General features: G+C 56.0%; 21 protein-coding genes. 8 read left to right on the top strand and 13 right to left on the bottom strand.

The features are described 5' to 3' along the window. Positions 1–78 precede the first annotated feature (78 nt). The 4 genes from H7848_RS16675 to H7848_RS16660 form a co-directional block, all read right to left on the bottom strand. Positions 79–1,392, bottom strand: a complete 1,314-nt coding sequence (locus tag H7848_RS16675) for a GNAT family N-acetyltransferase (RefSeq protein WP_208353764.1) — start codon at positions 1,390–1,392, stop codon at positions 79–81. After that, positions 1,393–1,794, bottom strand: a complete 402-nt coding sequence (gene speD, locus H7848_RS16670) for an adenosylmethionine decarboxylase (protein WP_237072813.1) — start codon at positions 1,792–1,794, stop codon at positions 1,393–1,395. A gap of 103 nt (positions 1,795–1,897) precedes the next feature. Next, positions 1,898–2,563: an ABC transporter ATP-binding protein gene (locus H7848_RS16665; RefSeq protein WP_208353758.1), complete on the bottom strand. Its 666-nt coding sequence runs from the start codon at positions 2,561–2,563 to the stop codon at positions 1,898–1,900. 3 nt (positions 2,564–2,566) lie between these two features. After that, positions 2,567–3,706: a KpsE/RkpR family capsule polysaccharide export protein gene (locus tag H7848_RS16660; RefSeq protein ID WP_336512141.1), complete on the bottom strand. Its 1,140-nt coding sequence runs from the start codon at positions 3,704–3,706 to the stop codon at positions 2,567–2,569. Between the two features lie 173 nt (positions 3,707–3,879). Between H7848_RS16660 and H7848_RS16655 the strand changes: the two genes are divergently transcribed. Next, complete coding sequence (locus H7848_RS16655) at positions 3,880–4,671, top strand: ABC transporter permease (RefSeq protein WP_208353756.1); 792 nt, start codon at positions 3,880–3,882, stop codon at positions 4,669–4,671. Positions 4,672–4,712: 41 nt separating this feature from the next. Here H7848_RS16655 and H7848_RS16650 read toward each other — a convergent pair whose 3' ends face one another. From H7848_RS16650 to H7848_RS16635, 4 genes are all read right to left on the bottom strand, one after another. Continuing rightward, on the bottom strand, positions 4,713–6,185 hold the full coding sequence (locus tag H7848_RS16650) for a phosphate ABC transporter substrate-binding/OmpA family protein (protein WP_208353754.1): 1,473 nt from the start codon (positions 6,183–6,185) through the stop codon (positions 4,713–4,715). 117 nt (positions 6,186–6,302) lie between these two features. Then, positions 6,303–7,673: a glutamate--cysteine ligase gene (locus H7848_RS16645; protein WP_208353752.1), complete on the bottom strand. Its 1,371-nt coding sequence runs from the start codon at positions 7,671–7,673 to the stop codon at positions 6,303–6,305. 60 nt (positions 7,674–7,733) lie between these two features. Next, positions 7,734–8,264 carry a hypothetical protein gene (locus tag H7848_RS16640; RefSeq protein ID WP_208353750.1) on the bottom strand — a complete coding sequence of 177 codons (531 nt, stop codon included), beginning with the start codon at positions 8,262–8,264 and terminating at the stop codon, positions 7,734–7,736. Between the two features lie 43 nt (positions 8,265–8,307). Continuing rightward, complete coding sequence (locus H7848_RS16635; RefSeq protein WP_208353748.1) at positions 8,308–9,027, bottom strand: 16S rRNA (uracil(1498)-N(3))-methyltransferase; 720 nt, start codon at positions 9,025–9,027, stop codon at positions 8,308–8,310. Positions 9,028–9,039: 12 nt separating this feature from the next. Between H7848_RS16635 and ubiA the strand changes: the two genes are divergently transcribed. The 4 genes from ubiA to H7848_RS16615 all read left to right on the top strand — a co-directional run bounded on the left by ubiA (position 9,040) and on the right by H7848_RS16615 (position 13,239). Beyond that, positions 9,040–10,008: a 4-hydroxybenzoate octaprenyltransferase gene (ubiA, locus tag H7848_RS16630; protein ID WP_208353745.1), complete on the top strand. Its 969-nt coding sequence runs from the start codon at positions 9,040–9,042 to the stop codon at positions 10,006–10,008. A gap of 61 nt (positions 10,009–10,069) precedes the next feature. Next, positions 10,070–12,004 (top strand): OmpA family protein, encoded by a 1,935-nt coding sequence (locus H7848_RS16625; RefSeq protein WP_208353743.1) that lies wholly within the window; start codon positions 10,070–10,072, stop codon positions 12,002–12,004. After that, entirely contained in the window at positions 11,997–12,326 is a 330-nt protein-coding gene (locus H7848_RS16620; RefSeq protein WP_208353741.1) for a hypothetical protein, read from the top strand. Before H7848_RS16625 ends, H7848_RS16620 begins: the two co-directional genes overlap by 8 nt. Before the next feature lie 97 nt (positions 12,327–12,423). After that, the gene (locus H7848_RS16615; RefSeq protein WP_208353739.1) at positions 12,424–13,239 is read left to right on the top strand and encodes a M90 family metallopeptidase; all 816 of its coding nucleotides are present in this window, start codon (positions 12,424–12,426) and stop codon (positions 13,237–13,239) included. 3 nt (positions 13,240–13,242) lie between these two features. On the opposite strand, the gene H7848_RS16610 is transcribed toward H7848_RS16615, so the two are convergent. The 5 genes from H7848_RS16610 to H7848_RS16590 form a co-directional block, all read right to left on the bottom strand. Beyond that, positions 13,243–14,013, bottom strand: coding sequence for an isocitrate lyase/PEP mutase family protein (locus H7848_RS16610; protein WP_208353737.1), 771 nt, complete (start codon positions 14,011–14,013; stop codon positions 13,243–13,245). A 1-nt stretch (position 14,014) separates the two neighbouring features. Further along, positions 14,015–15,085 carry a bifunctional transcriptional activator/DNA repair enzyme AdaA gene (locus tag H7848_RS16605; RefSeq protein ID WP_208353733.1) on the bottom strand — a complete coding sequence of 357 codons (1,071 nt, stop codon included), beginning with the start codon at positions 15,083–15,085 and terminating at the stop codon, positions 14,015–14,017. 62 nt (positions 15,086–15,147) lie between these two features. After that, positions 15,148–15,723: a hypothetical protein gene (locus tag H7848_RS16600; protein ID WP_208353731.1), complete on the bottom strand. Its 576-nt coding sequence runs from the start codon at positions 15,721–15,723 to the stop codon at positions 15,148–15,150. Between the two features lie 232 nt (positions 15,724–15,955). Continuing rightward, positions 15,956–16,246, bottom strand: coding sequence for a DUF1244 domain-containing protein (locus tag H7848_RS16595; protein ID WP_208353728.1), 291 nt, complete (start codon positions 16,244–16,246; stop codon positions 15,956–15,958). Positions 16,247–16,262: 16 nt separating this feature from the next. Next, complete coding sequence (locus H7848_RS16590) at positions 16,263–17,003, bottom strand: N-formylglutamate amidohydrolase (RefSeq protein ID WP_208353726.1); 741 nt, start codon at positions 17,001–17,003, stop codon at positions 16,263–16,265. Positions 17,004–17,124: 121 nt separating this feature from the next. Here H7848_RS16590 and pyk point away from each other — a divergent pair, with 121 nt between their 5' ends. The 3 genes from pyk to H7848_RS20360 all read left to right on the top strand — a co-directional run. Next, positions 17,125–18,573 carry a pyruvate kinase gene (gene pyk / locus H7848_RS16585; protein ID WP_208353724.1) on the top strand — a complete coding sequence of 483 codons (1,449 nt, stop codon included), beginning with the start codon at positions 17,125–17,127 and terminating at the stop codon, positions 18,571–18,573. 281 nt (positions 18,574–18,854) lie between these two features. Continuing rightward, the gene (locus tag H7848_RS20365) at positions 18,855–19,166 is read left to right on the top strand and encodes a transposase (RefSeq protein WP_208353723.1); all 312 of its coding nucleotides are present in this window, start codon (positions 18,855–18,857) and stop codon (positions 19,164–19,166) included. 43 nt (positions 19,167–19,209) lie between these two features. Beyond that, positions 19,210–19,373, top strand: a 164-nt coding sequence (locus H7848_RS20360) for an IS3 family transposase (protein ID WP_208353795.1), incomplete at its 3' end; no start/stop codon positions are given.

Raw genomic sequence — 19,373 nt, 5'->3', positions numbered from 1 at the left:
GTACCTATTGAATCGAACTCATTCATTTTTGGTTTTACGGACTGGAAAGCAGAAATCAACAGCTTATATTGTAAGAGTTTATCTTAATCGATATGACCACCAATCCTGTGGCTCTCCTGCCGCATAGTAATCTTTCAGACTTCCGACTTTTTCAAACCCGTAGTCTTGCAGTTCAGATGCGGCCAAGGCCGAAATATCATGCGGCAGTGCCGTGAAAACAATGCGGGCCTTGCCCATATCAGCCTTTCTGACAGCCTCGGCCAGACCAGATACGCCAACGCCACCCTCTTGCCAGGTCAGTGCAGCCCCACCATCAGATTCCGGGGCCTTTGGTGCACCCGTGAATGTAACACCCGTCGCAAGTGGCGGCGCATCTGACGACACGACCGATTGGGTCAGATTCAGACCATAAACGATCTTGGCCTCGTCATGACTGTGGTACGCAGGCACGCGCAGTTCTTCCCGTGCGCCCAGGGCCTGATAAAAGCGGCGGGCGTCCGCATATATGTCTTCGCCATCTTCGACATAATCGCTGGTCGAGATAAACATCTTGCGCACACCGACCGCCCGCAGATCGTCCAGCAGCGCGCCGACCATGAACTTACCCAAGCCCTGGCCCCGATGATCTTCGGACAGATAGGTCCAGGACAACCAGACTGCCTCATCGCTGTCTTCAACCGGGCTTGAACCCGTCACACCGATCACCTTGCCCCCATCAATCAGAACCGCCATGCCCTGAAACTGGGTTTCCAGCAGGTGTTCTTCGGCCTCGGCGGCATCGTCTTCGTCCGTTTCGTTGATGATCTCGATCACCTTGGACAGGTGTTTGAATTCCATTGGTTTCAGACGCGGTCCACCCCCGCCAAATAATCCACCTAACATTGCAAAAGCTCCTCCGGTCAATGCGCCGCCGATATGTACGTAAACTGCAATTTCAGACCATTGATGAACAGTTTCGAAAAGCGCGGCAAGACCTATCACTACCGCCCAGAACGGACTAAGCCCAGTGTCCTGCGGACGCAACAGGGCATAGGCCGCCATCGCATAGGCGATCCCTGACAGACCGACGAACTGCGCATTGACCATGATCAATTCGAACGCCGAACCGACAACAGCAGCCGTTACAACCAACCCAAGCAGCCGCAGCGAATTGGTGCGTGTTTCGATAAAATATCCGGCAAAGCCGATGACCAGAACATTACCCAGCAAATGCCCCTGCGACCCGTGCCGAAAAATGTTTATCAAAACAGTTTTGAACCGCAGCCAGGGATCGTCGGGCACGGCAAAGCCGCCCGGCCCCCATTGATAAAAGGCAAATAGTCCGGCCATGATCAGGCCGATTGTGATGGGAAAATAGCCGCCCGCCTTGGGTGCGGTGCGGTCACTTTTCATCTATGCGCCGGGGCGCAGCATCGTCTCAGAACCGCGGTTCAGAACGACAACGGATTCTGATTTGGGCTGAAAGAACTGGCGCAGATGATCCAGGCTGCTGTCGGTATCAGCATCGCCGCACATAAAGATATCCAGCGCCGCATAGCCATGTTCTGGCCAAGTGTGGATGCTGATGTGCGACTCGGCCAAAAGCGCAACGCCGGTGACACCTTGACCCTCGCCAAAATTATGCATCTTGACGTCCAGAACGGTGGCGCCCGCAATCTCGGCGGCTTCCTTCAGGACAGCGGCAATCGGATCTGGCTGTTCCAGGCATTCAGCCTGCTGGAATTCGATGATCAAATGTTTACCAAGGGCAATAGCGGGTGATTGACTGGTATGAACTGGTGAAAGCAATGTCATAGTACGGGAATCCATCTTGTATGCCATCTGTCTATACGCAAGCCGCGCCAGCTGTCACCTTGGATAAATGTGATGATCTGATACTGGATGAATACAGTCGATTTCAGGCCACAGTTGCCTTCATGATCGACTGGTGGTGGATGATCGCAGCGTCAATCGTGTCATGATAGTGCAACTGCCCATCTTCCAGCACCGCACCCGCCTGACATAACTGACGCAACAGCGGCATCGAGTGTGAAACGACAATCGCACCACTGTCTTCAAGCCGTTGTTTCAGCACCTTCTGGCTTTTTTCGCGGAAGGCTGCATCGCCCACCGACGTGACCTCATCAATCAGATAGGTGTCAAAACGGATGCCCATGGAAACGCCGAAGGCCAGACGTGATCGCATCCCAGCCGAATAGGTGCGAAAGGGCAGGTTGAAATGCGGCCCCAGTTGCGCGAAATCTTCGGTGAACCGAACCAGCGCGTCGGTGTCAACGCCATAAACCCGCGCCACGAACCGGATGTTCTGGGCGCCGGTCAACTGACCATGAAAACTGCCCGCAAACCCAACGGGCCAGGACAATGTTCCGGTCGAAACAACACGGCCCCGATCGGCATCCATTGTGCCCGCTATGATCTTCAGCAACGTCGATTTACCGGCCCCGTTACGCCCCAGAAGGGCGACGGATTTTCCCGTAGGGAACGTGATGTTCAGATCCTGCGCGACCGTTTTCTGTGTGCCGTCCAGTAAAAAGGTCTTGGTCAGGTTTTCAAGCCGAACCATGGCCTAGCGCCGGTCCTTCAGACTATAGGCGATCAGAACCAGGATGATCCAGCTGACCAGAAGCCCGGCAAAAATCAGAAAAGCTGTCAGGCCACGTTTGGGATACACCGCGCGTTCAGCACTGGTGGGTTTCAGATAAGCCGCCAGATATCTGCTTTGACGTTGTGCCTCGGCCTGGGCAGTATCAAAGGCTGAACGTGCTGCCAGATAGGCCTGTTCGGCAAATTCGCGATCCACCAGCAAACGCTCAAACTCACCCAGGATTGACGAAAATCCGTCCAGACCCTGATTAGTCCCAGCGGCCAGCCCGAATTTGTTACGCTCTTGCGAAATCCGGTCTTCGATGATCATGATACGGCGTTCGGCCTGTGTGATCCGCGCGTCGCCGGGGCGTGTCGTTTCCCGCAGAAGATCCAATTCGATCAATGCCTCGGCCAATTGCTGCTGCAAGGTATTCAACAGCCCCATCTGAACCTGAATATCCGCCTGCGGATCGATGATCTGATTGCGGGTACGGAACTTAGTCACAGCCTGCCGCGCCGACCTGAGTCTTTCTTCGGCACGCTCTAGTTCAATCCGGGCAAAGCGTGTCGCATCATCGCGCGCGATGGCCGATAGATCATTAATCATTAATGAACTTTCGGCAAAAATTGCCTGCGCGATGGCCGTCGCATCCTCGGGGTCAAAGGCCTTGACCCGCAGCTCAATCAGCCCCGTGCCCGGATCGTAAAAGATGTTCACCATGCGCGGCCAGTAATCAACCAGATCCTCGATCGTGCCTGATGTATCGAAGGCAAAAACAGGGTCACCTTGCGCCTTGGAAAAGATCTCGCGCAGGTCAAGGCTGGCGTCGATGCGACTGACAAGTTCCTGACTTTGGATGAATTCATAAAGAATATCAGTGTCAGATGAGCTTGACCCTGATATCCCGCTGACACCCCCCAGCAGCTCAAACGCTGAACTGATTTCTTCGGTCCGAACCGTAAATCCCACGTTTGACGCATATTGATCCGCCGCCCTGGAATACAGATAAAATATCACAACAAAGGCAGGCAGCAACACCAAGCCCAAAAAACTGAGCAGCAAGGCCCGATGACGCCAGCGCACAGGCGCCGTGCCAGCGCGCGGGACATCATCCGACACGGATGGCGCGACCGGTTTTACAGCAGGCGGGGCGGGTTGAAGCTTGGCCGTAATCGCTTTGACCTTTCTTAAAGCCAGTCACCGTAATAATGGTTGTATGTCAAATTATGGTAAATGGTCAAAAAACCAGTTGCCAGTTTTCGGCGAGATAGCTCTAATTAAGGTGGAATTGCATGGCGATACAACCTGCAATGCAAAAAATACGGTTTCGAACAGTGCGCACAGTCTTTGCCCTGATGCTGCGGGAAATGGCGACCACCTATGGCAGATCACCGGGCGGCTATCTATGGGCCCTTCTGGAACCGATTGCAGCGATCACCTTGCTGAGTATCGTCTTTTCGATTGCTTTCGATAACCCGCCCATCGGGACAAATTTCGCGATCTTCTATGCGTCCGGCTACATGTCTTACATGATGTACGCTGATATTACACAGAAAATGGGTTTTGCCATCGGATTTTCGCGGCCGCTTTTGTTTTACCCCAGTGTCACTTTTGTCGACGCGCTTTTCGGCCGTCTGATCCTGAACACGATGACCCATGTGATCGTGTTCGTGATCGTCGTGACGGGGATCGTGCTGTTTTTCGATCTGAACATTATTATCGACGTGCCGCAAATCCTGCTGGCCATGGCATTGACCATGCTGCTGGCCTGCGGTGTTGGTACATTCAATTGCTATATGATCGAACGCTTTCCGCTATGGGATAGGATTTGGTCGATCCTGAACAAACCCTTGTTCATCATTTCGGGCATTTTGTTCACATTCGACAGCGTTCCCAGCCCCTATGACGATCTGCTGTGGTACAACCCGCTGATCCACATCATCGGCATCATGCGCAGCGGGCTGTTTGTGACCTATGATGCAAATTACACCTCGGTACTGTATGTTTTCTTTCTATCGATGGGTCTTTGGGCGACGGGTATGCTGCTTTTGCGGCGGTTCCATCGCGATTTGCTGAATAATTAAAGCATCACCCCGATATGCAGGGTGATGCAATGTTTGATACGTTACTTGCGCACCCAGATTTCCACACGGCGATTCAGGGCCTTTTCGTCTGAGGTGTTGTTGCAAACGGCCGGCGACAGTTCGCCATAACCCTTCGTCACGACATCAACATTGCGCAGCGCATCGCCTGCGGTCTGGCGCAGGGCCTGGGCCACCCGTTCGGCCCGCGCGATAGACAGAACGCGGTTGGATTCGAAGCTGCCGTCCGAGTCGGTAAAGCCTACGACAGCAATTTCGCTGATATCGGGACTGTCATTAAGATACTGTATCAAACGATCCAGATCCCGCAGCGCCTTACCTTCCAGATTGGCCGAGCCATAGGCAAAGCGGAACGTGGATGACAGACGGTCCCAGTCAAACATATCCACCATGATATCGCGCATCAGAGTCAGTTCAGCTGGGTTATCCGTGCTGCGCAGCACATCGCGCATCCGTTCTGTCGATTCGCTTTGATCGCGTGCCTCAATGCCCAGATTGATATAGCCTGACTTGGTGATCACATCGTCAGCGCCTGGTGACAGCGCAAAGTCGATAATGGCCTGACCCTTGTCGGACAGAGTATCCGGCCGTGTGTACAGGTGGAACCGACGCTGGAACAGATACTCTTCCGCCTTTGCCGTAAAGGGTTCGGGTGAAACCGTGATTCCACAGAAGCTGATCAGACTAAGCGGTTTGGTATCACGCTTGCGCGAATAACTGGCAAACCCAAGTGCATTGGGATCATTGCGGATAGATTCGATCATCTCACTGGTGCCATCAGCCACATTAATGTTGGCAGCAGGTTTGAAATCTTCGTCATTTGGCGCGATGGTGCGATAGATCGACCGCGCGGTGCCTGAACCCTCTTGCCGAGTATAGGCGTTGATGGGTGCGTTGGGACCGCCAACCTGGGACCAATTCGTGATTTCACCCTTATAGATCGCCGCCAGATCCTGCAGCGCGATTTCATCGACAGGGTTTTCCGGGTTCACGATCAGAACCACCGTGTCAATGGCCACGACGTGCTCTTGTCGGAAATCCCGCATATCACGGGCACCAACCGCGGCGAATTCAGCAACCTCTTCGTCACGAATACGGCGCGTGGCCATGCTGATTTCAACGTCACGGTTCAGCAGCGATTCCAAGCCATCCGATGACCCTGACTGGATGACACGGACATTTGCGACAGGGTCACCAAACCCGTCGTTTCCGATGATTTCGACCAGCATTTCATCTTCACCGCTTGGTGTTGTAACATCATCTTTATCAACCTCGACCACGGTCGCAGCCGCACCCAGCGACTCGGCATATCCGCTGAACAAAAACGGCATGATGTTTTCGCCGATCGTGTCGGACCCGGCGATGGTCACATCAGCGCGAAATGTCTGCGGATTCAACGTATCCTGTGCTTTGGCAAATCCTGCAGCGCTAAAAATAAGCGCAACACCCAATCCAAAGGTGCTGAGGGATGTTGATGTTCTATGTTTGTTAACCATTTTAATAACCCTTTATTATCCCCGGCCCTCAAAGCGGAAGATAATGTTATGATTATGTCAAAGTCGAGGAATATTGCGAAATTAGCGTCAAAATTATTAGATTATTAACCAATTAACCTAATATGAGTATTCTTTGTATACACACGATAGATTCTTATTCCACTCATGGTTGTATTTTAGCAGTAACTCATCGGCAGGCGTCAGGCCTGATTCAACAGTTTCTTTCAATGCATTCAGAAAATGGGTCTCGTCCGGGACCAAGCCACCGGCGCCGGCGCGCGCACGTGCCTTCAAACCTGCATCGGCAATCGCTAGCACCTCTTTCGCTAAATCATGCATCCGAATGCCACTGACATCAGCGGCCAAACCCTGCTCTGATGCCGCCACACGCAGACCCTCGCGTGTCTCTGGCGACCAGTCTTTCACCAGATCCCACGCCGCATCCAGCGACGCCTGATCGTAGACCAACCCCACCCAGAAGGCAGGCAGCGCGCAAAGCCTGCGCCACGGGCCACCATCGGCACCACGCATCTCAATATACTTCTTGATCCGCGCTTCGGGGAACAGGGTTGTCAGATGATCGGCCCAATCCGACAGCGTGGGCTTTTCGCCCGGCAGCGCAGGCAATTCACCTTTCAGAAAGTCGCGGAAGGACTGCCCAAGCGCGTCAATATAGCGGCCGTCGCGATAGACAAAATACATCGGCACATCCAATGCATAGTCCACCCAACGCTGAAACCCGAAGCCATCTTCAAAAACAAAAGACAACATGCCTGTGCGATCCGCATCCAGATCCCGCCAGATCCGCGACCGCCAGCTTTTGTGACCATTCGGCTTGCCTTCGAAAAAGGGTGAGTTCGCAAAAAGCGCCGTCGCCACAGGCTGCAATGCCAGCGCAACACGCAGCTTTTGCACCATGTCGGCCTCAGATGAAAAATCCAGGTTCACCTGCACAGTGCACGTCCGGTACATCATCTGTTTGCCGTGGGTGCCGACACGATCCATGTAGTCGGTCATCAGCTTGTACCGCCCCTTGGGCATCATCGGCATCTGATCATGCGTCCACTCGGGCGCAGCACCCAGGCCAATGAAACGCGCCCCGATACGGTCGGCCACTGTCTGAACCTGTCGCAGATGTTCGTTCACCTCATCGCAGGTTTCGTGGATCGTTTGCAGCGGCGCGCCAGACAGTTCCAACTGCCCGCCCGGTTCCAAGCTGATGTTTGCGCCATCTTTCTGCAATCCGATGATATTTTCGCCCTCATACAAGGGATCCCAGCCAAAGGCTTCGCGCATGCCTTCCAGGATCGCCTTGATCGATCGTGGCCCATCGTAGGGCAAAGGCTTCAGCGTATCGGCGCAATATCCGAACTTTTCGTGTTCGGTCCCGATGCGCCAATCCTCCTTGGGTTTGCAGCCGCTGGCCAGATATTCCGCCAGTTGATCATAGTGTTCGATCGGCCCGCCGCCGGATTGTGGAATAGACATGAATGGGCGCTCCGATGTGAACAAATTGGTCTTAAGGGGTGATGCGAAAGCATCCTTATGTCAATGCAGGGCAACCGCGCTTTTCTGCCAGATCACGAAATTGGCATTTTCAGCGCTGGTCATGGCCGTTGTGGCGGTTTTGTAATCGGCCCCCGGCAGCGCGTTGATCACATCGAACATGCATTCAACCCCCTTGGCATCGTTGGGAATAATCAGCGGCGTATAGCTGTCACTGGAATGCAGGTACCAGAACAGATCGTTGACAAAGGGACCCTTGTTGGTCGTCCTGACCTCAAGCCGAACCAGATCATCGATGGACACCGATCGCCCCCCTTGCGGCGCGAAATAGGTGATCAGCCGTTCGTCCAGCTCAACAACGCCAACGCCGCCACTGCCGGTCGCAAATCGCGCCCGTCTGTACCCCGCCAGACCGCCCACCAAACCGCCGACCACCAGCACACCGCCCAACGCGACCTGAAGACCGACGCCCGCGATCAGCAAGTAGACCCCAAAAAGCATCACCACCAGCCCGGCAATCACCTCGCGCCAGCGACGGATAAAGTGCTGAACCTCGGGGCGAATAAAGCTCATGCAATCGTGCCTTTTACGATTTGAAATTTGCCTGCCAAAACCGTCACCAATCCCCCAAACGATCCTGCCAAAGCGTCAGCGCCGCGACCGCGGCCGTGTCGGCGCGCAGGATGCGGGGACCAAGACTGATCGTTGTGACAAATGGTAGCTCCATCAACCGTGCACGCTCATCCGGGCTAAAGCCGCCCTCGGGTCCGATCAGGATGGCCGAGGGCTGCGATGACCCGGCTTTCAGCGCCAAGCCCTGCCCCACCTTTTCTTCATCGCAGAAGATCAACTGGCGCTCAGCCGGCCAGCTATCCAATACCTTATCCAACCGCTGCAAGGCCTCGACCGTGGGGACAAAGGTGCCGCCACACTGCTCGGCCGCTTCAATCGCATGGGCCTGCAAACGATCCTGACGGATACGTTCGGCGTTGGTATAGTCTGTCTGAACCGGCATGATCCGGGCGGCGCCCATTTCAGCGGCTTTTTCCACAATGAAGTCGGTCCGCGCCTTTTTGATCGGCGCAAACAGCAGCCAAAGATCGGGTGGCATCTGCAGAGGCCGCGTTTGATGGTCGCAGGTCAAAGCCCCGCTCCGCTTGCCGGCAGCACTGACAGACGCCAAATATTCGCCATCCCGCCCGTTAAAGACCAGAATCTGATCCCCAATGCCCTGCCGCATCACATTAAAAAGATAATTCGACTGATCCCGGTCCAGGGGAATGGTTTGCCCTTGGCCCATCGGGTGATCTACATAAAGTCTGATTTTCGCTGTCATGGACCCAACCATATGACTGAAGCCCCACAGACACCAGAACCGAACGGAACGGTGGCCGACGCCGTCAAAGGCAACTGGGTCGATACACTCGCCCCCGAGGTCACTCGCCCCTATTTGCGGCTGTCGCGGGCCGACCGCCCCATTGGAACATGGCTGTTACTGCTGCCCTGCTGGTGGGGTCTGGCGCTGGCCTGTCTGACAACACAATCGGTCAGCTGGTACGATGGGTGGATCGCAGTGGCCTGCGCCATCGGGGCCTGGCTGATGCGCGGCGCGGGATGCACATGGAACGATATCAGTGATCGGGATATCGACGCCGCCGTCGCACGCACGAAATCGCGGCCCATACCATCAGGTCAGGTCAGTGTCAGGGGCGCGGTCATATGGATGGTCGCGCAAGCCCTAATCGCCTTTTGCATCTTGCTAACGTTCAACTGGGCGGCCATCGGTCTGGGCATTCTGGCGCTGCTGCCCGTTGCGATCTATCCCTTCGCCAAACGCTTTACCTGGTGGCCGCAGGCTTTTCTGGGGTTGGCATTCAACTGGGGCGCGCTTCTGGCTTGGACGGCGCATACCGGGGCACTACAACTGCCCGCCGTAGCGCTCTATCTGGCGGGCATCGCCTGGACGTTGTTCTACGACACGATCTATGCCCATCAGGATGCCGAAGACGATGCGCTGATCGGCGTAAAATCGACAGCGCGGCTTTTCGGGGACAAAACCCCGTTCTGGTTGCGCAACTTCATGATGATCACGGTGGTCATGATGGCGGTCAGCATCATCATGGCACTGATGACCCATAATAACGTGCTGGCCCTGGTCATCGCATTGGGTGGGCCATGGGCGATGGGCTGGCACATGACCTGGCAATTGCGCAAACTTGACGTAGAGGACCCTGATGCATTGCTGCGACTCTTTCGCTCAAATCGTACAACAGGCCTGATTCCTGCGCTGTTTTTCGCACTGGCGCTTCTGGTCTGATTGATCCCGGTCCAATAGTGTTTTATGCAGCTAGCCTTGAACAAGGGAACACAACTGATCAATGCGCCTGTCTTCTGTTTTTCTGGTCGTCGGAGTTTTCGCAGTGGCCGCGGGTGGCGCCGTTTTCACCGCGTCGCAGGGCGCAAATTATATTGAACGCCGCACCGAAGTCGACATTCGCGATATTCTGGATGAACAGGACTATCGTTGGGCTGAGGTTGAAGCATCCGGTCTGCAGGTCATCATCACGGGTGAAGCCCCGGATGAAGCAGTGCGCTTTGCCGCCCTGTCCAGCATTGGAACTGTTGTTGACGCGGCCCGCATCATAGACCGGATGGAGATCACTCGAAGCGCGCCGCCCGTTGCGCCCCGCTTTTCCATCGAGGTTCTGCGCACCGATCAGGGTATCTCTCTGATCGGATTGGTGCCGGCCAGTTTCGACCGCGACGATCTATTGGATCGCATAAGCGATGTGGCAGACGGCAAAACCGTATCGGATCTGCTGGAAACGGCGGAATATCCCATTCCCGATGGCTGGGAAAACGCGTTGGACTTTGGGCTGGATGCGCTTGAAACCTTTGACCGCTCTAAAATCTCGGTCGCGGCTGATCGTGTCGCTGTTTTCGCGGCCGCGGAAACCGCCGATGATAAGACCCGGATCGAAACCAGGCTGTCGCGAAATGCGCCCGATACAATCGCGCTTGATCTGCAAATCAGCGCCCCGCGTCCCGTCCTGGCCCCCTTTACCCTTCGCTTTCTGATTGACGACGATGGCCCGCGTTTTGATGCCTGTGCGGCGGACTCGAGTGAAACACGTTCTCAGATCATAACTGCGGCCACCGACGCCGGTATAGAAGGCGACGTGGATTGCACCCTTGGGCTTGGCATGCCATCGCCGCGATGGGCGGAAGCCACTGCGATGGGGATCAATGCCGTTGCCGAACTTGGTGCCGGGTCGATCACCTATGCTGACACTGATGTGACGCTGATCGCCCAGCCCGACACACCGCAGGCCGTATTCGACCGCGTCGCCGGCGCCCTTGATCGCAGTCTGCCACCCGCCTTCAGCCTGCACGCCATCCTGCCCGAACCACTGGATCGCCCCGGCGCTGAAGCTGCACCGGAATTTGTCGCCACCCGCAGCCCCGAAGGGCTTGTGCAACTGCGCGGTCGCGTCGCCAGTGAACTGCTGCGCGACGCCACTGAAAGCTATGCGATTTCGCGGTTCGGCCGACAGAATCTGTATGTGGGTGTTTTGATTGACGAAGACCTGCCCGATGGCTGGTCCGAACGTGTCCTGGCGGGCCTGCAAGCCCTGACCGAGGTCAACAATGGCGCCGTGGTCGTGCAACAGGAATTGGTCGAGGTACGCGGTAACACCGGCAACCCCGACGCCCGCGCCCGTATTTCGCGCCTTTTGTCCGAAAAACTGGGCGAGGCTGAAAATTATACCATCGATGTGACCTATCAAGAGGCCCTGGATCCCATCGCGTCGCTCCTTGATCCCGAAGAATGCCTGGCCGCGATCCAAGACGTGCAATCCGAAACCAAGATCACGTTCGAACCCAGTTTAGCCGATGTTGACGAACTGGGTATGGGCAAGATCGACCAGATCGCCGAAATCCTGCAAGGCTGCCACGATTTCCGCATCGAAATTGGCGGTCACACCGACAGCCAGGGCCGCGAAATCATGAACCAACAGCTGAGCAAGGAACGTGCCGAGGCCGTGCGCAGCGCTTTGGTCGAACGACGCACCCCACCTGACCGTCTGGTGGCCGTTGGCTATGGCGAAGCCCAGCCCATTGCCACAAATGAAACCGAGGAAGGGCGCGAACTGAACCGGCGGATCGTTTTTTCACTGATTGTCCCTGAACCTGTCGTGGAAGAGCCCACCGGCCTTGAAATGATCGAAGCGCCGATGCCCGGTCCTGGTGCGGCACCTCAACAGAACAACGCCCCTGCCGCGCCTGAAAACGAAACGGAAACCAATGAATAGATTTCAGTTTATAATCGCCACGGCCGCCATTCTTTTTGTGGCCTTCTGTCTAGGCTGGTTCGCCAGTTGGCTGGTCAACCGGTTCGCGCGGGTGACAAAATCAGATATTGGCGAGCTGGACAAAATGGCCCAGGCCCTGCACGAAGCCGAAGAAACCCGTGATCAGGCCATCACCTATATGCAGCAGCGCGAAGCCGAGATGACCAATCAGCTGGCCCAGACCGAAGCTGAACTGCGCGCAGCGATGGACGGTCTGCGCGATGCCCGCCACGAAGCGGAAGAACTGCGCACCTATATCGAAGAGGCCAACCAAAAGGTCTGACACACTGGCGCAGTCCCGGACTTGATCCGGGACCTCAAACCGCCACTATGGCAACTATACATCTGTTACGAATGATCAGAACACATAGATAAAACAGATGCATATCGTAATAACGCTGATCATTCTGGTTGCCGGCTGGTTCGGATATCACCGATGGTCCAGGCATCGCGCCCGCAAGACCCTGCTGGCATCGCCGCTGACGGACCAGGAACGCACGATCATTGCCGATCAGATCCCCCTGATCCGCCGCCTGCCCCCCGATCTGAACGCCAAACTGGAAGGCAGGATCAACCTGTTTCTGGATCAGGTCACCTTTGTCGGGTGCGACGGGCTGGATGTGACCGATGACATGCAGCTGTCCATCGCTGCACAGGCCTGTCTTTTGGTCATGAACACCGACCAATGGTATAAACACCTGCGCACCATCCTGATCTATCCTGGTGCGTTCCAGTCCCTTCAAACGTCACATGATGGCTATGTGGTTCGGGAACATAAACAAATTCGACTTGGTGAAAGCTGGGCCTATGGGCCGGTTATCTTGTCTTGGGCCGACACATATCAGGGTGGCATCAATGACGAAGACGGGCGCAATCTTGTCTTGCATGAATTCGCCCATCAACTGGATCAGCTGTCCGGCCACACCAACGGCGCACCTGTTCTGAACCGGGGCCAAAGCTTTGCCGATTGGGAACGCACCATTCTTGAAGCCTATGATCGCCATGTTCAGGCCACCGAAACCGGTCGTACGACGGTGATCGACCCCTACGGCGCAACCGGGCACGAAGAATTCTTTGCCGTTGCAATCGAACTGTTCTTCGAAAAGCCCGCAGCCCTGCAACAGGATGAACCCCAAGTCTATCAACAGCTATCAGACCTTCTGCAGCTGGACCCGCTGACCTGGCCGCAGAACTAGACATCACGCGCCGATGATGGCTTTTGCCGCGCTCTCAAGACTGTTCGAAAGACTGATATAGGGTTCGGGGCCAAAGCTGATCCGTGAAACGCCCAGACCCGCCACTTTGCCAATGTCGGCCTGCATATCCATGATCATCACATTGATCGGCAGGGACGCTTTCTGGCAAACCTGCCGCAGCAGATCATCGTCAAACAATCCCGGCACAAAGAAACCGTCAGCACCAGCCTTGGCATAGGCGGCCTCACGCGCCAAGGCATCGCCCAATAGCTCTGCGTGATCAGCATCCGGCGCCGCCTTCAGAAAAACATCCGTCCGCGCGTTGATAAAGGCCGGAACACCAAGATCATCCGCAGCGCGGCGTACAGCGGCCAGCCTTTGAACATGCTCTTCAATACCATACAGACCCGACCCATCAACGACCTGATCTTCAAAGTTCAGGCCAATCACACCAAGCTTTAACAGCCGAGTGACGTTTTCATAGATCCCATCCGGATCAGCCGCATAGCCCCCTTCGAAATCTACCGTAACAGGCAGATCAACGCAACTGACGATCCGCTCGACGACCGGCAGCATATGCTCAAGCGTCAACTGCTCGCCATCCGCATACCCTTTTGCTGCGGCCACAGCCCAACTGCTGGTCGCGATCGCTTTCGCGCCCGCATTTGCAACCGCCTTCGCACTGCCCGCATCCCAAATGTTGTAAAGCACAAGCGGGCCACCTGGCACATGAAGGCTTTGAAACCGCTGTGCCATTTCAACTTGTGTGGTCATTCTATGCCCTTTTCTGAAGGTCCTGAGTAAACTGACGTTCAATCTCAATCAGCTGCCGTTTACGCCACAGGCCGCCGCCGTAGCCGGTCAGTGATCCATCGGCACCTACAACGCGGTGGCACGGAACAACCAAAGCCAGTTGATTGGCCCCATTCGCGCGGGCCACAGCGCGGGTGGCGGTCGGTTGCCCGATGATCCGGGCCAGTTCGCCATAGCTGCGCGTTTCGCCCTCCGGAATAGCGCAAAGCGCCCGCCAGACTTTCTTTTCAAACCCGGTCCCATGGAAAACCAGCGGAACCGTGAACCGCGCCGACTGCCCCGCATGATAGGCCGCAAGCTGCTGTTCCAGTTGATCAACGACCGCATACCGGCCAAACCCGATCCGCCCGCTGCACATCTTGGCCAGCTTTTTCAACTCCGCAGGCAAGGCCTTGCGATCCACAAATTCCAGCAGATGAATGGCCTTGGCATCGCTGATCACCACCATTGATCCCAGCGGCGTTTCAATCCAATCGGCCTTCAGCACAGCGTCATCCACAAAATGCCCAGGCGCCTGACCGATGATTTTGGTAAAGGCTGCACGAAACGCACTGGGTGACTCAAACCCTGCATCAAGCTGGGCATCGACCACACTGCCGCCACCCGCCAGCGTTTCAAAACTGACGCGAAGACGGTTCAATCGCGCCATTTCAAGAAAGGTGACCCCAAACTGCCGCTTGAAATTGCGCCGTACTGTTGAGGGGTCAAACCCCATCCGAATGATATCATCTTCGGTCCAGCGCCGTTGCGGATCAGCGGCCAGCGCCTTTACCAAGGTCAGCATAACCTCATCCCCGCCCGCCATGAAATTCAGCGGCTGGCAGCGTTTGCAGGGGCGAAACCCGGCCTGCATACAGTCTGCGACCGTTTCGTAGAAAACGCAGTTTTCCGGTTTGGGATTGCGCGCAGGGCAACTGAGCCTGCAGAAAATGCCGGTGGACGTCACTCCAACAAAGACACGCCCGTCGAAGGCATCGTCCCGTGTGACCAGCGCGTGATACAGGGTATCGTGATCAGGTAAAGTAAACAGCATGATTGCCGTTTACACTATTTCATATGGGGACATCGCCGAAAAACAGGCGTGGCTGTCAAAAATCAGCAGATCAGAATGTTTTTCTTGTTCAGCTGATAGGCGCGCACACCTTTCAAAACCGCCACAACACGACCGGCATAGATCAGATTGGCGCCTTTCCCATCAACACGATCAACCGCAGTCCAGGTCTTGAATCCCTGTTCGTGGTCCAGTTCCAGCTTTTCGACCTCGGGGTCGAAATCATCAATGACCATGGCGCGTGATCCAAGGCTTTGCTGATACAGCCCCGGTTCATCACCCAGGTCGGCGGTGGGCGAGATAAGTTCAAAGTGGATATCGGTCTCGGACAGATTCGGCACACCCTGAACGGCAGCGATCTGGACATCACCAACATAGATCAACGTATCGCCCGTATCGCTTATCTTAAGGCTAAGACGCCCGACAATACTGGTGATCACGCTAAGACGCCCGTCTTTCACGGGGTCATAGTCCTTCAGAATGACAGGATCATCATCGGGGTTCCGCGCTATGATGGCGTATAGTTCATCATCAGAAGCCACCTGGGGCGCCGGGTCGGGCATGGTTGACGTCTTGGATAATGCGGACTTGATCACAAGATCATCTGTCCCGTCCAGCATGGGCAACGCCTCTCCCTCGATCTCTCGAGTCTTCTGCGAAAGACCTTCCGAATGAAATTTGTTACGCCGGAAAAACACGTCTCCATCTCCTGCAAGGACCACATTAGTGACCTTATCACAGGGTACATTACGGCACATTTAACACGTAATTTACCCAGTGAAAGTAACTGAATGTCTCGCTTATTAACGATTCACGCAACTTTCCCGAAACAATTCGGCGAAATTCCGCTGATCAACCGTGGCTCTCCTTGAACGCCGCCTGTGCCTCGGCGGTCGCTTCGGTCTGATATTTATCGCGCCACTCGGCATAGGGCATGCCATAGAACGCCTCGCGCGCCTCTTCCTTCGACATCTCGATCCCGCGGTCATTCGCGGCCTCTTGATACCAACGGCTTAGGCAGTTGCGGCAGAACCCGGCCAGGTTCATCATATCGATGTTCTGCACATCGGTGCGTTCAGCCAAATGGTCACGCAACCGGCGAAAGGCTGCGGCTTCAAGTTCAATCTGTGTCTGATCGTCCATCATATTCCCCTTTTCTCTATAATTGAGCCTGTTCCAGCGCCTCTTCAAGCATCGGGGCCAAACGCGCGGCCCAGGCGCGCTGATCGTCTTTAAGACGAATAAGATCATTACGCACTTCGACCAATACATTCGGCCGGCCATGGGTCAGCGCATGCTTGTCCACCGAATCCCCCGGCAGATGCCCCGCATAGGGCTGATTGTCACCGACACACAGATCGGTTTCCTGCTGCAGTCGGCTGATCAGCGTGCGCGCCAGGCGATCATCACCGGCATATAGCACACCAACCTGCCAGGGTCGCGGGTCATGGCCATGCAACTGATTGGTAAACGAATGGATCGGCAGCAAAACGGCGTTCGGCCGACCGTCGCATAATTCTGACAGCGCCGCATGATAGGGCCTGTAATAGGCCGCTAAGCGCCGCTCAACCTCGGCCGCATCCGCATGGCGATTGGCCGGAATGATCGTGCCATCGTAAATCTTCATCAACAGCGTCGGGTCATCCTCGCCCCGGTTCGGGTCAATCACCAGTCGCGAAAAATCCGACAGGATAACGGGCGAATTCAGCAGCCGCCCCAGTTCACACGCAACCCCCGCCGCCCCCACATCATAAGCGATATGGCGGTTCATATCGGCTGTTGAGACACCCAGATCACCGCCGTTCACCATCTCGGGCACCCGATTTGTCGCGTGATCACAGGTTACAATCCAGCGTCCGGGGCGGTCACTGCCTATAATATGATAGGGTTCGTCGTTCATTCCCGATTTTCATTCCTTCTGACCCCCAGGGCGGTTGAGCCCCAAAGGGAAATACGCAATAAGACTGACATATGCTAGCGATAACAAGGCCATATCCGGCGGCAAAAAAGGGATAAGCAATATGCGGCGCCTGCGCAACGTCAAGATCGTGGCCACATTGGGTCCAGCCTCAAACGATTATGAAATGATCCGGGCCCTGCACGAAGCGGGCGCCGATGTCTTTCGCCTGAACATGAGCCATGGCGATCACGACGAAATCCGCGCACGGCATGAAATCATTCGCCAGGTGGAAAAAGATCTGGGCAGCCCCATCGCCATTCTGGCCGACCTTCAGGGGCCGAAACTGCGCGTCGGCACCTTTCTGAACGGGGCCGAAGACCTGGAGGTCGACGCAAAATTCCGTCTGGATCTGGTTGACAAACCCGGCGACAGCGACCGCGTCACGCTGCCCCACCCCGAGATCTTCGAAGCGCTTGAACCGGGCGCAACCCTGCTGGTCAACGATGGCAAAATCCGTCTGCGCGTCGAAGACTGCGGCAAGGACTACGCCGATTGCATCGTGGTAGCGGGGGGTATCATTTCCGACCGCAAGGGCGTCAATGTGCCCGACGTGGTGCTGCCCCTGGCCGCGCTGTCCGAAAAGGACCTGCGCGATCTGGAATTCGTCTGCCAGTTGGGCGTCGACTGGCTGGCCCTGTCCTTTGTCCAGCGCGCCCGCGACGTGGAACAGGCCCGCGACCTGGCAAAGGGTCGCGCGGCGATCCTGTCGAAAATCGAAAAACCGACCGCCGTCAAAAGCTTTGATGAAATCCTGGCAGCCAGCGACGGCATCATGGTGGCCCGCGGCGATCTGGGCGTGGAACTGCCCGTCCAGAACGTGCCACCCATCCAGAAACAATTGGTCCGCAAATGCCGCGCCGCCGCCAAACCCGTTATCGTCGCCACCCAGATGCTGGAAAGCATGATCGAAAGCCCAATGCCCACCCGCGCCGAGGTCAGCGATGTCGCCACCGCAATCTACGAAGGCGCAGACGCCATCATGCTATCGGCTGAATCCGCCGCAGGCAGCTTCCCGATTGAAGCCGTGACAACCATGAACAACGTCGCGGTCGAGGTCGAAGGCGACCCGACCTACCGCGACATCATCGAAGCCTCGCGCAGCGCCAAACGCACCACCGTTCCCGATGGTATCGTGGCCGCCGCCCGCGAAATTGCGGAAACCACCGACGTCAAGGCGATCTGCTGTTTTACCCAGTCGGGCACAACCGCCATACTGACGTCCCGCGAAAAGCCGCGCGTGCCAATCATCGCGATCACGCCGCTGGTCGGAACCGCCCGGCGCCTGTGTCTGTCCTGGGGGATCAATTGCGTGCTGTCCTCAGGCGATGTGACGCGGTTCAAAATGGCCGTCGTCTCAGCCGCCCGCGCCGCCCGAACCGAAGGCTACGCGAGTGAGACCGACCAGATCGTCGTCACTGCCGGCGTCCCCTTCAACGTGCAAGGCACCACCAACATCCTCCGCGTCGCCCCCTGCGAAGAACGCCTAATCTTCAGCACCGATCCGGAATAGGGCATCTGTGGTTCTGTTTGACAGGATCAGCATGGCAGGTGAACCAATGCTCCCGAGCCCACGTTTCTGAGTAAGTGCAAGTAACCATAACGATAAATAATCGCTTTGCGGACTTTTCTGCCGTTCGCAAAAAATGTGCGAAGGCCTGCTTTGTTTGAGAGTGCCTATATCCTATCTTCGAAGAAGGCTTGATCTCTTGTAATTCAATGAGCGGCCCAGGTTATTCTGGAGTTCCCCCGGTTTGATGGACACTTTTTCACTGATGAAGGAGAGTGTTTTTCATGCCGAGAACGAGGAACCCGTACCCCGCGGGATTTAGGGAACAATTGGTTGCGCTTGCGCGAGCTGGCCGTAGTGTTGAAAGCCTTGCGCGGGAGTATGAACCCTGCGCTGCCACAATCCATGATTGGGTGAAGCAGGCCAGTGCTGATGATGGTGAACGCGATGACCGTCTGACAAGCGCCGAATTGGAAGAACTGAGGCAACTTCGCCGAGAATTGAAACAGCTTCGGCAAGAGCGGGACATACTGTCAAAGGCCGCGGCTTGGTTTGCACAAAACGACGTGACATCGCGGAGGTCTTCGAATTCATGACCGCGAACCAAGCCGAGTATTCTATCCAGTTGATGTCGCGCGCATGGGTGTGTCCCGCAGCGGTTTCTATGCCCATCACAGCCGCCCGCCCAGTGTCCGACAGGTTGCCGATGACGCGCTAACTGACCGGATCGCCACCATCCATGAAGCATCAAAGCAAACCTATGGTGCGCCGCGCATTCACGCTGAACTGGCAGATGAAGGCGT

It is taken from the genome of Pseudaestuariivita rosea (assembly GCF_017592335.1).
GTDB lineage: Bacteria > Pseudomonadota > Alphaproteobacteria > Rhodobacterales > Rhodobacteraceae > Parasulfitobacter > Parasulfitobacter rosea.
Note: the sequence above shows the minus strand (reverse complement) of the source record. Positions and strands in the feature narration are given on the sequence as shown.

What these genes read in the sequence shown, in the direction of transcription:
- H7848_RS16675 (WP_208353764.1), bottom strand. Translation starts at nt 1,392, where the DNA reads ATGAAAAGTGACCGCACCGCACCCAAGGCGGGCGGCTATTTTCCCATC.
- speD (WP_237072813.1), bottom strand. Translation starts at nt 1,794, where the DNA reads ATGACATTGCTTTCACCAGTTCATACCAGTCAATCACCCGCTATTGCC.
- H7848_RS16665 (WP_208353758.1), bottom strand. Translation starts at nt 2,563, where the DNA reads ATGGTTCGGCTTGAAAACCTGACCAAGACCTTTTTACTGGACGGCACA.
- H7848_RS16655 (WP_208353756.1), top strand. Translation starts at nt 3,880, where the DNA reads ATGGCGATACAACCTGCAATGCAAAAAATACGGTTTCGAACAGTGCGC.
- H7848_RS16650 (WP_208353754.1), bottom strand. Translation starts at nt 6,185, where the DNA reads ATGGTTAACAAACATAGAACATCAACATCCCTCAGCACCTTTGGATTG.
- H7848_RS16645 (WP_208353752.1), bottom strand. Translation starts at nt 7,673, where the DNA reads ATGTCTATTCCACAATCCGGCGGCGGGCCGATCGAACACTATGATCAA.
- H7848_RS16640 (WP_208353750.1), bottom strand. Translation starts at nt 8,264, where the DNA reads ATGAGCTTTATTCGCCCCGAGGTTCAGCACTTTATCCGTCGCTGGCGC.
- H7848_RS16635 (WP_208353748.1), bottom strand. Translation starts at nt 9,027, where the DNA reads ATGACAGCGAAAATCAGACTTTATGTAGATCACCCGATGGGCCAAGGG.
- ubiA (WP_208353745.1), top strand. Translation starts at nt 9,040, where the DNA reads ATGACTGAAGCCCCACAGACACCAGAACCGAACGGAACGGTGGCCGAC.
- H7848_RS16625 (WP_208353743.1), top strand. Translation starts at nt 10,070, where the DNA reads ATGCGCCTGTCTTCTGTTTTTCTGGTCGTCGGAGTTTTCGCAGTGGCC.
- H7848_RS16620 (WP_208353741.1), top strand. Translation starts at nt 11,997, where the DNA reads ATGAATAGATTTCAGTTTATAATCGCCACGGCCGCCATTCTTTTTGTG.
- H7848_RS16615 (WP_208353739.1), top strand. Translation starts at nt 12,424, where the DNA reads ATGCATATCGTAATAACGCTGATCATTCTGGTTGCCGGCTGGTTCGGA.
- H7848_RS16610 (WP_208353737.1), bottom strand. Translation starts at nt 14,013, where the DNA reads ATGACCACACAAGTTGAAATGGCACAGCGGTTTCAAAGCCTTCATGTG.
- H7848_RS16605 (WP_208353733.1), bottom strand. Translation starts at nt 15,085, where the DNA reads ATGCTGTTTACTTTACCTGATCACGATACCCTGTATCACGCGCTGGTC.
- H7848_RS16600 (WP_208353731.1), bottom strand. Translation starts at nt 15,723, where the DNA reads ATGCTGGACGGGACAGATGATCTTGTGATCAAGTCCGCATTATCCAAG.
- H7848_RS16595 (WP_208353728.1), bottom strand. Translation starts at nt 16,246, where the DNA reads ATGGACGATCAGACACAGATTGAACTTGAAGCCGCAGCCTTTCGCCGG.
- H7848_RS16590 (WP_208353726.1), bottom strand. Translation starts at nt 17,003, where the DNA reads ATGAACGACGAACCCTATCATATTATAGGCAGTGACCGCCCCGGACGC.
- pyk (WP_208353724.1), top strand. Translation starts at nt 17,125, where the DNA reads ATGCGGCGCCTGCGCAACGTCAAGATCGTGGCCACATTGGGTCCAGCC.
- H7848_RS20365 (WP_208353723.1), top strand. Translation starts at nt 18,855, where the DNA reads ATGCCGAGAACGAGGAACCCGTACCCCGCGGGATTTAGGGAACAATTG.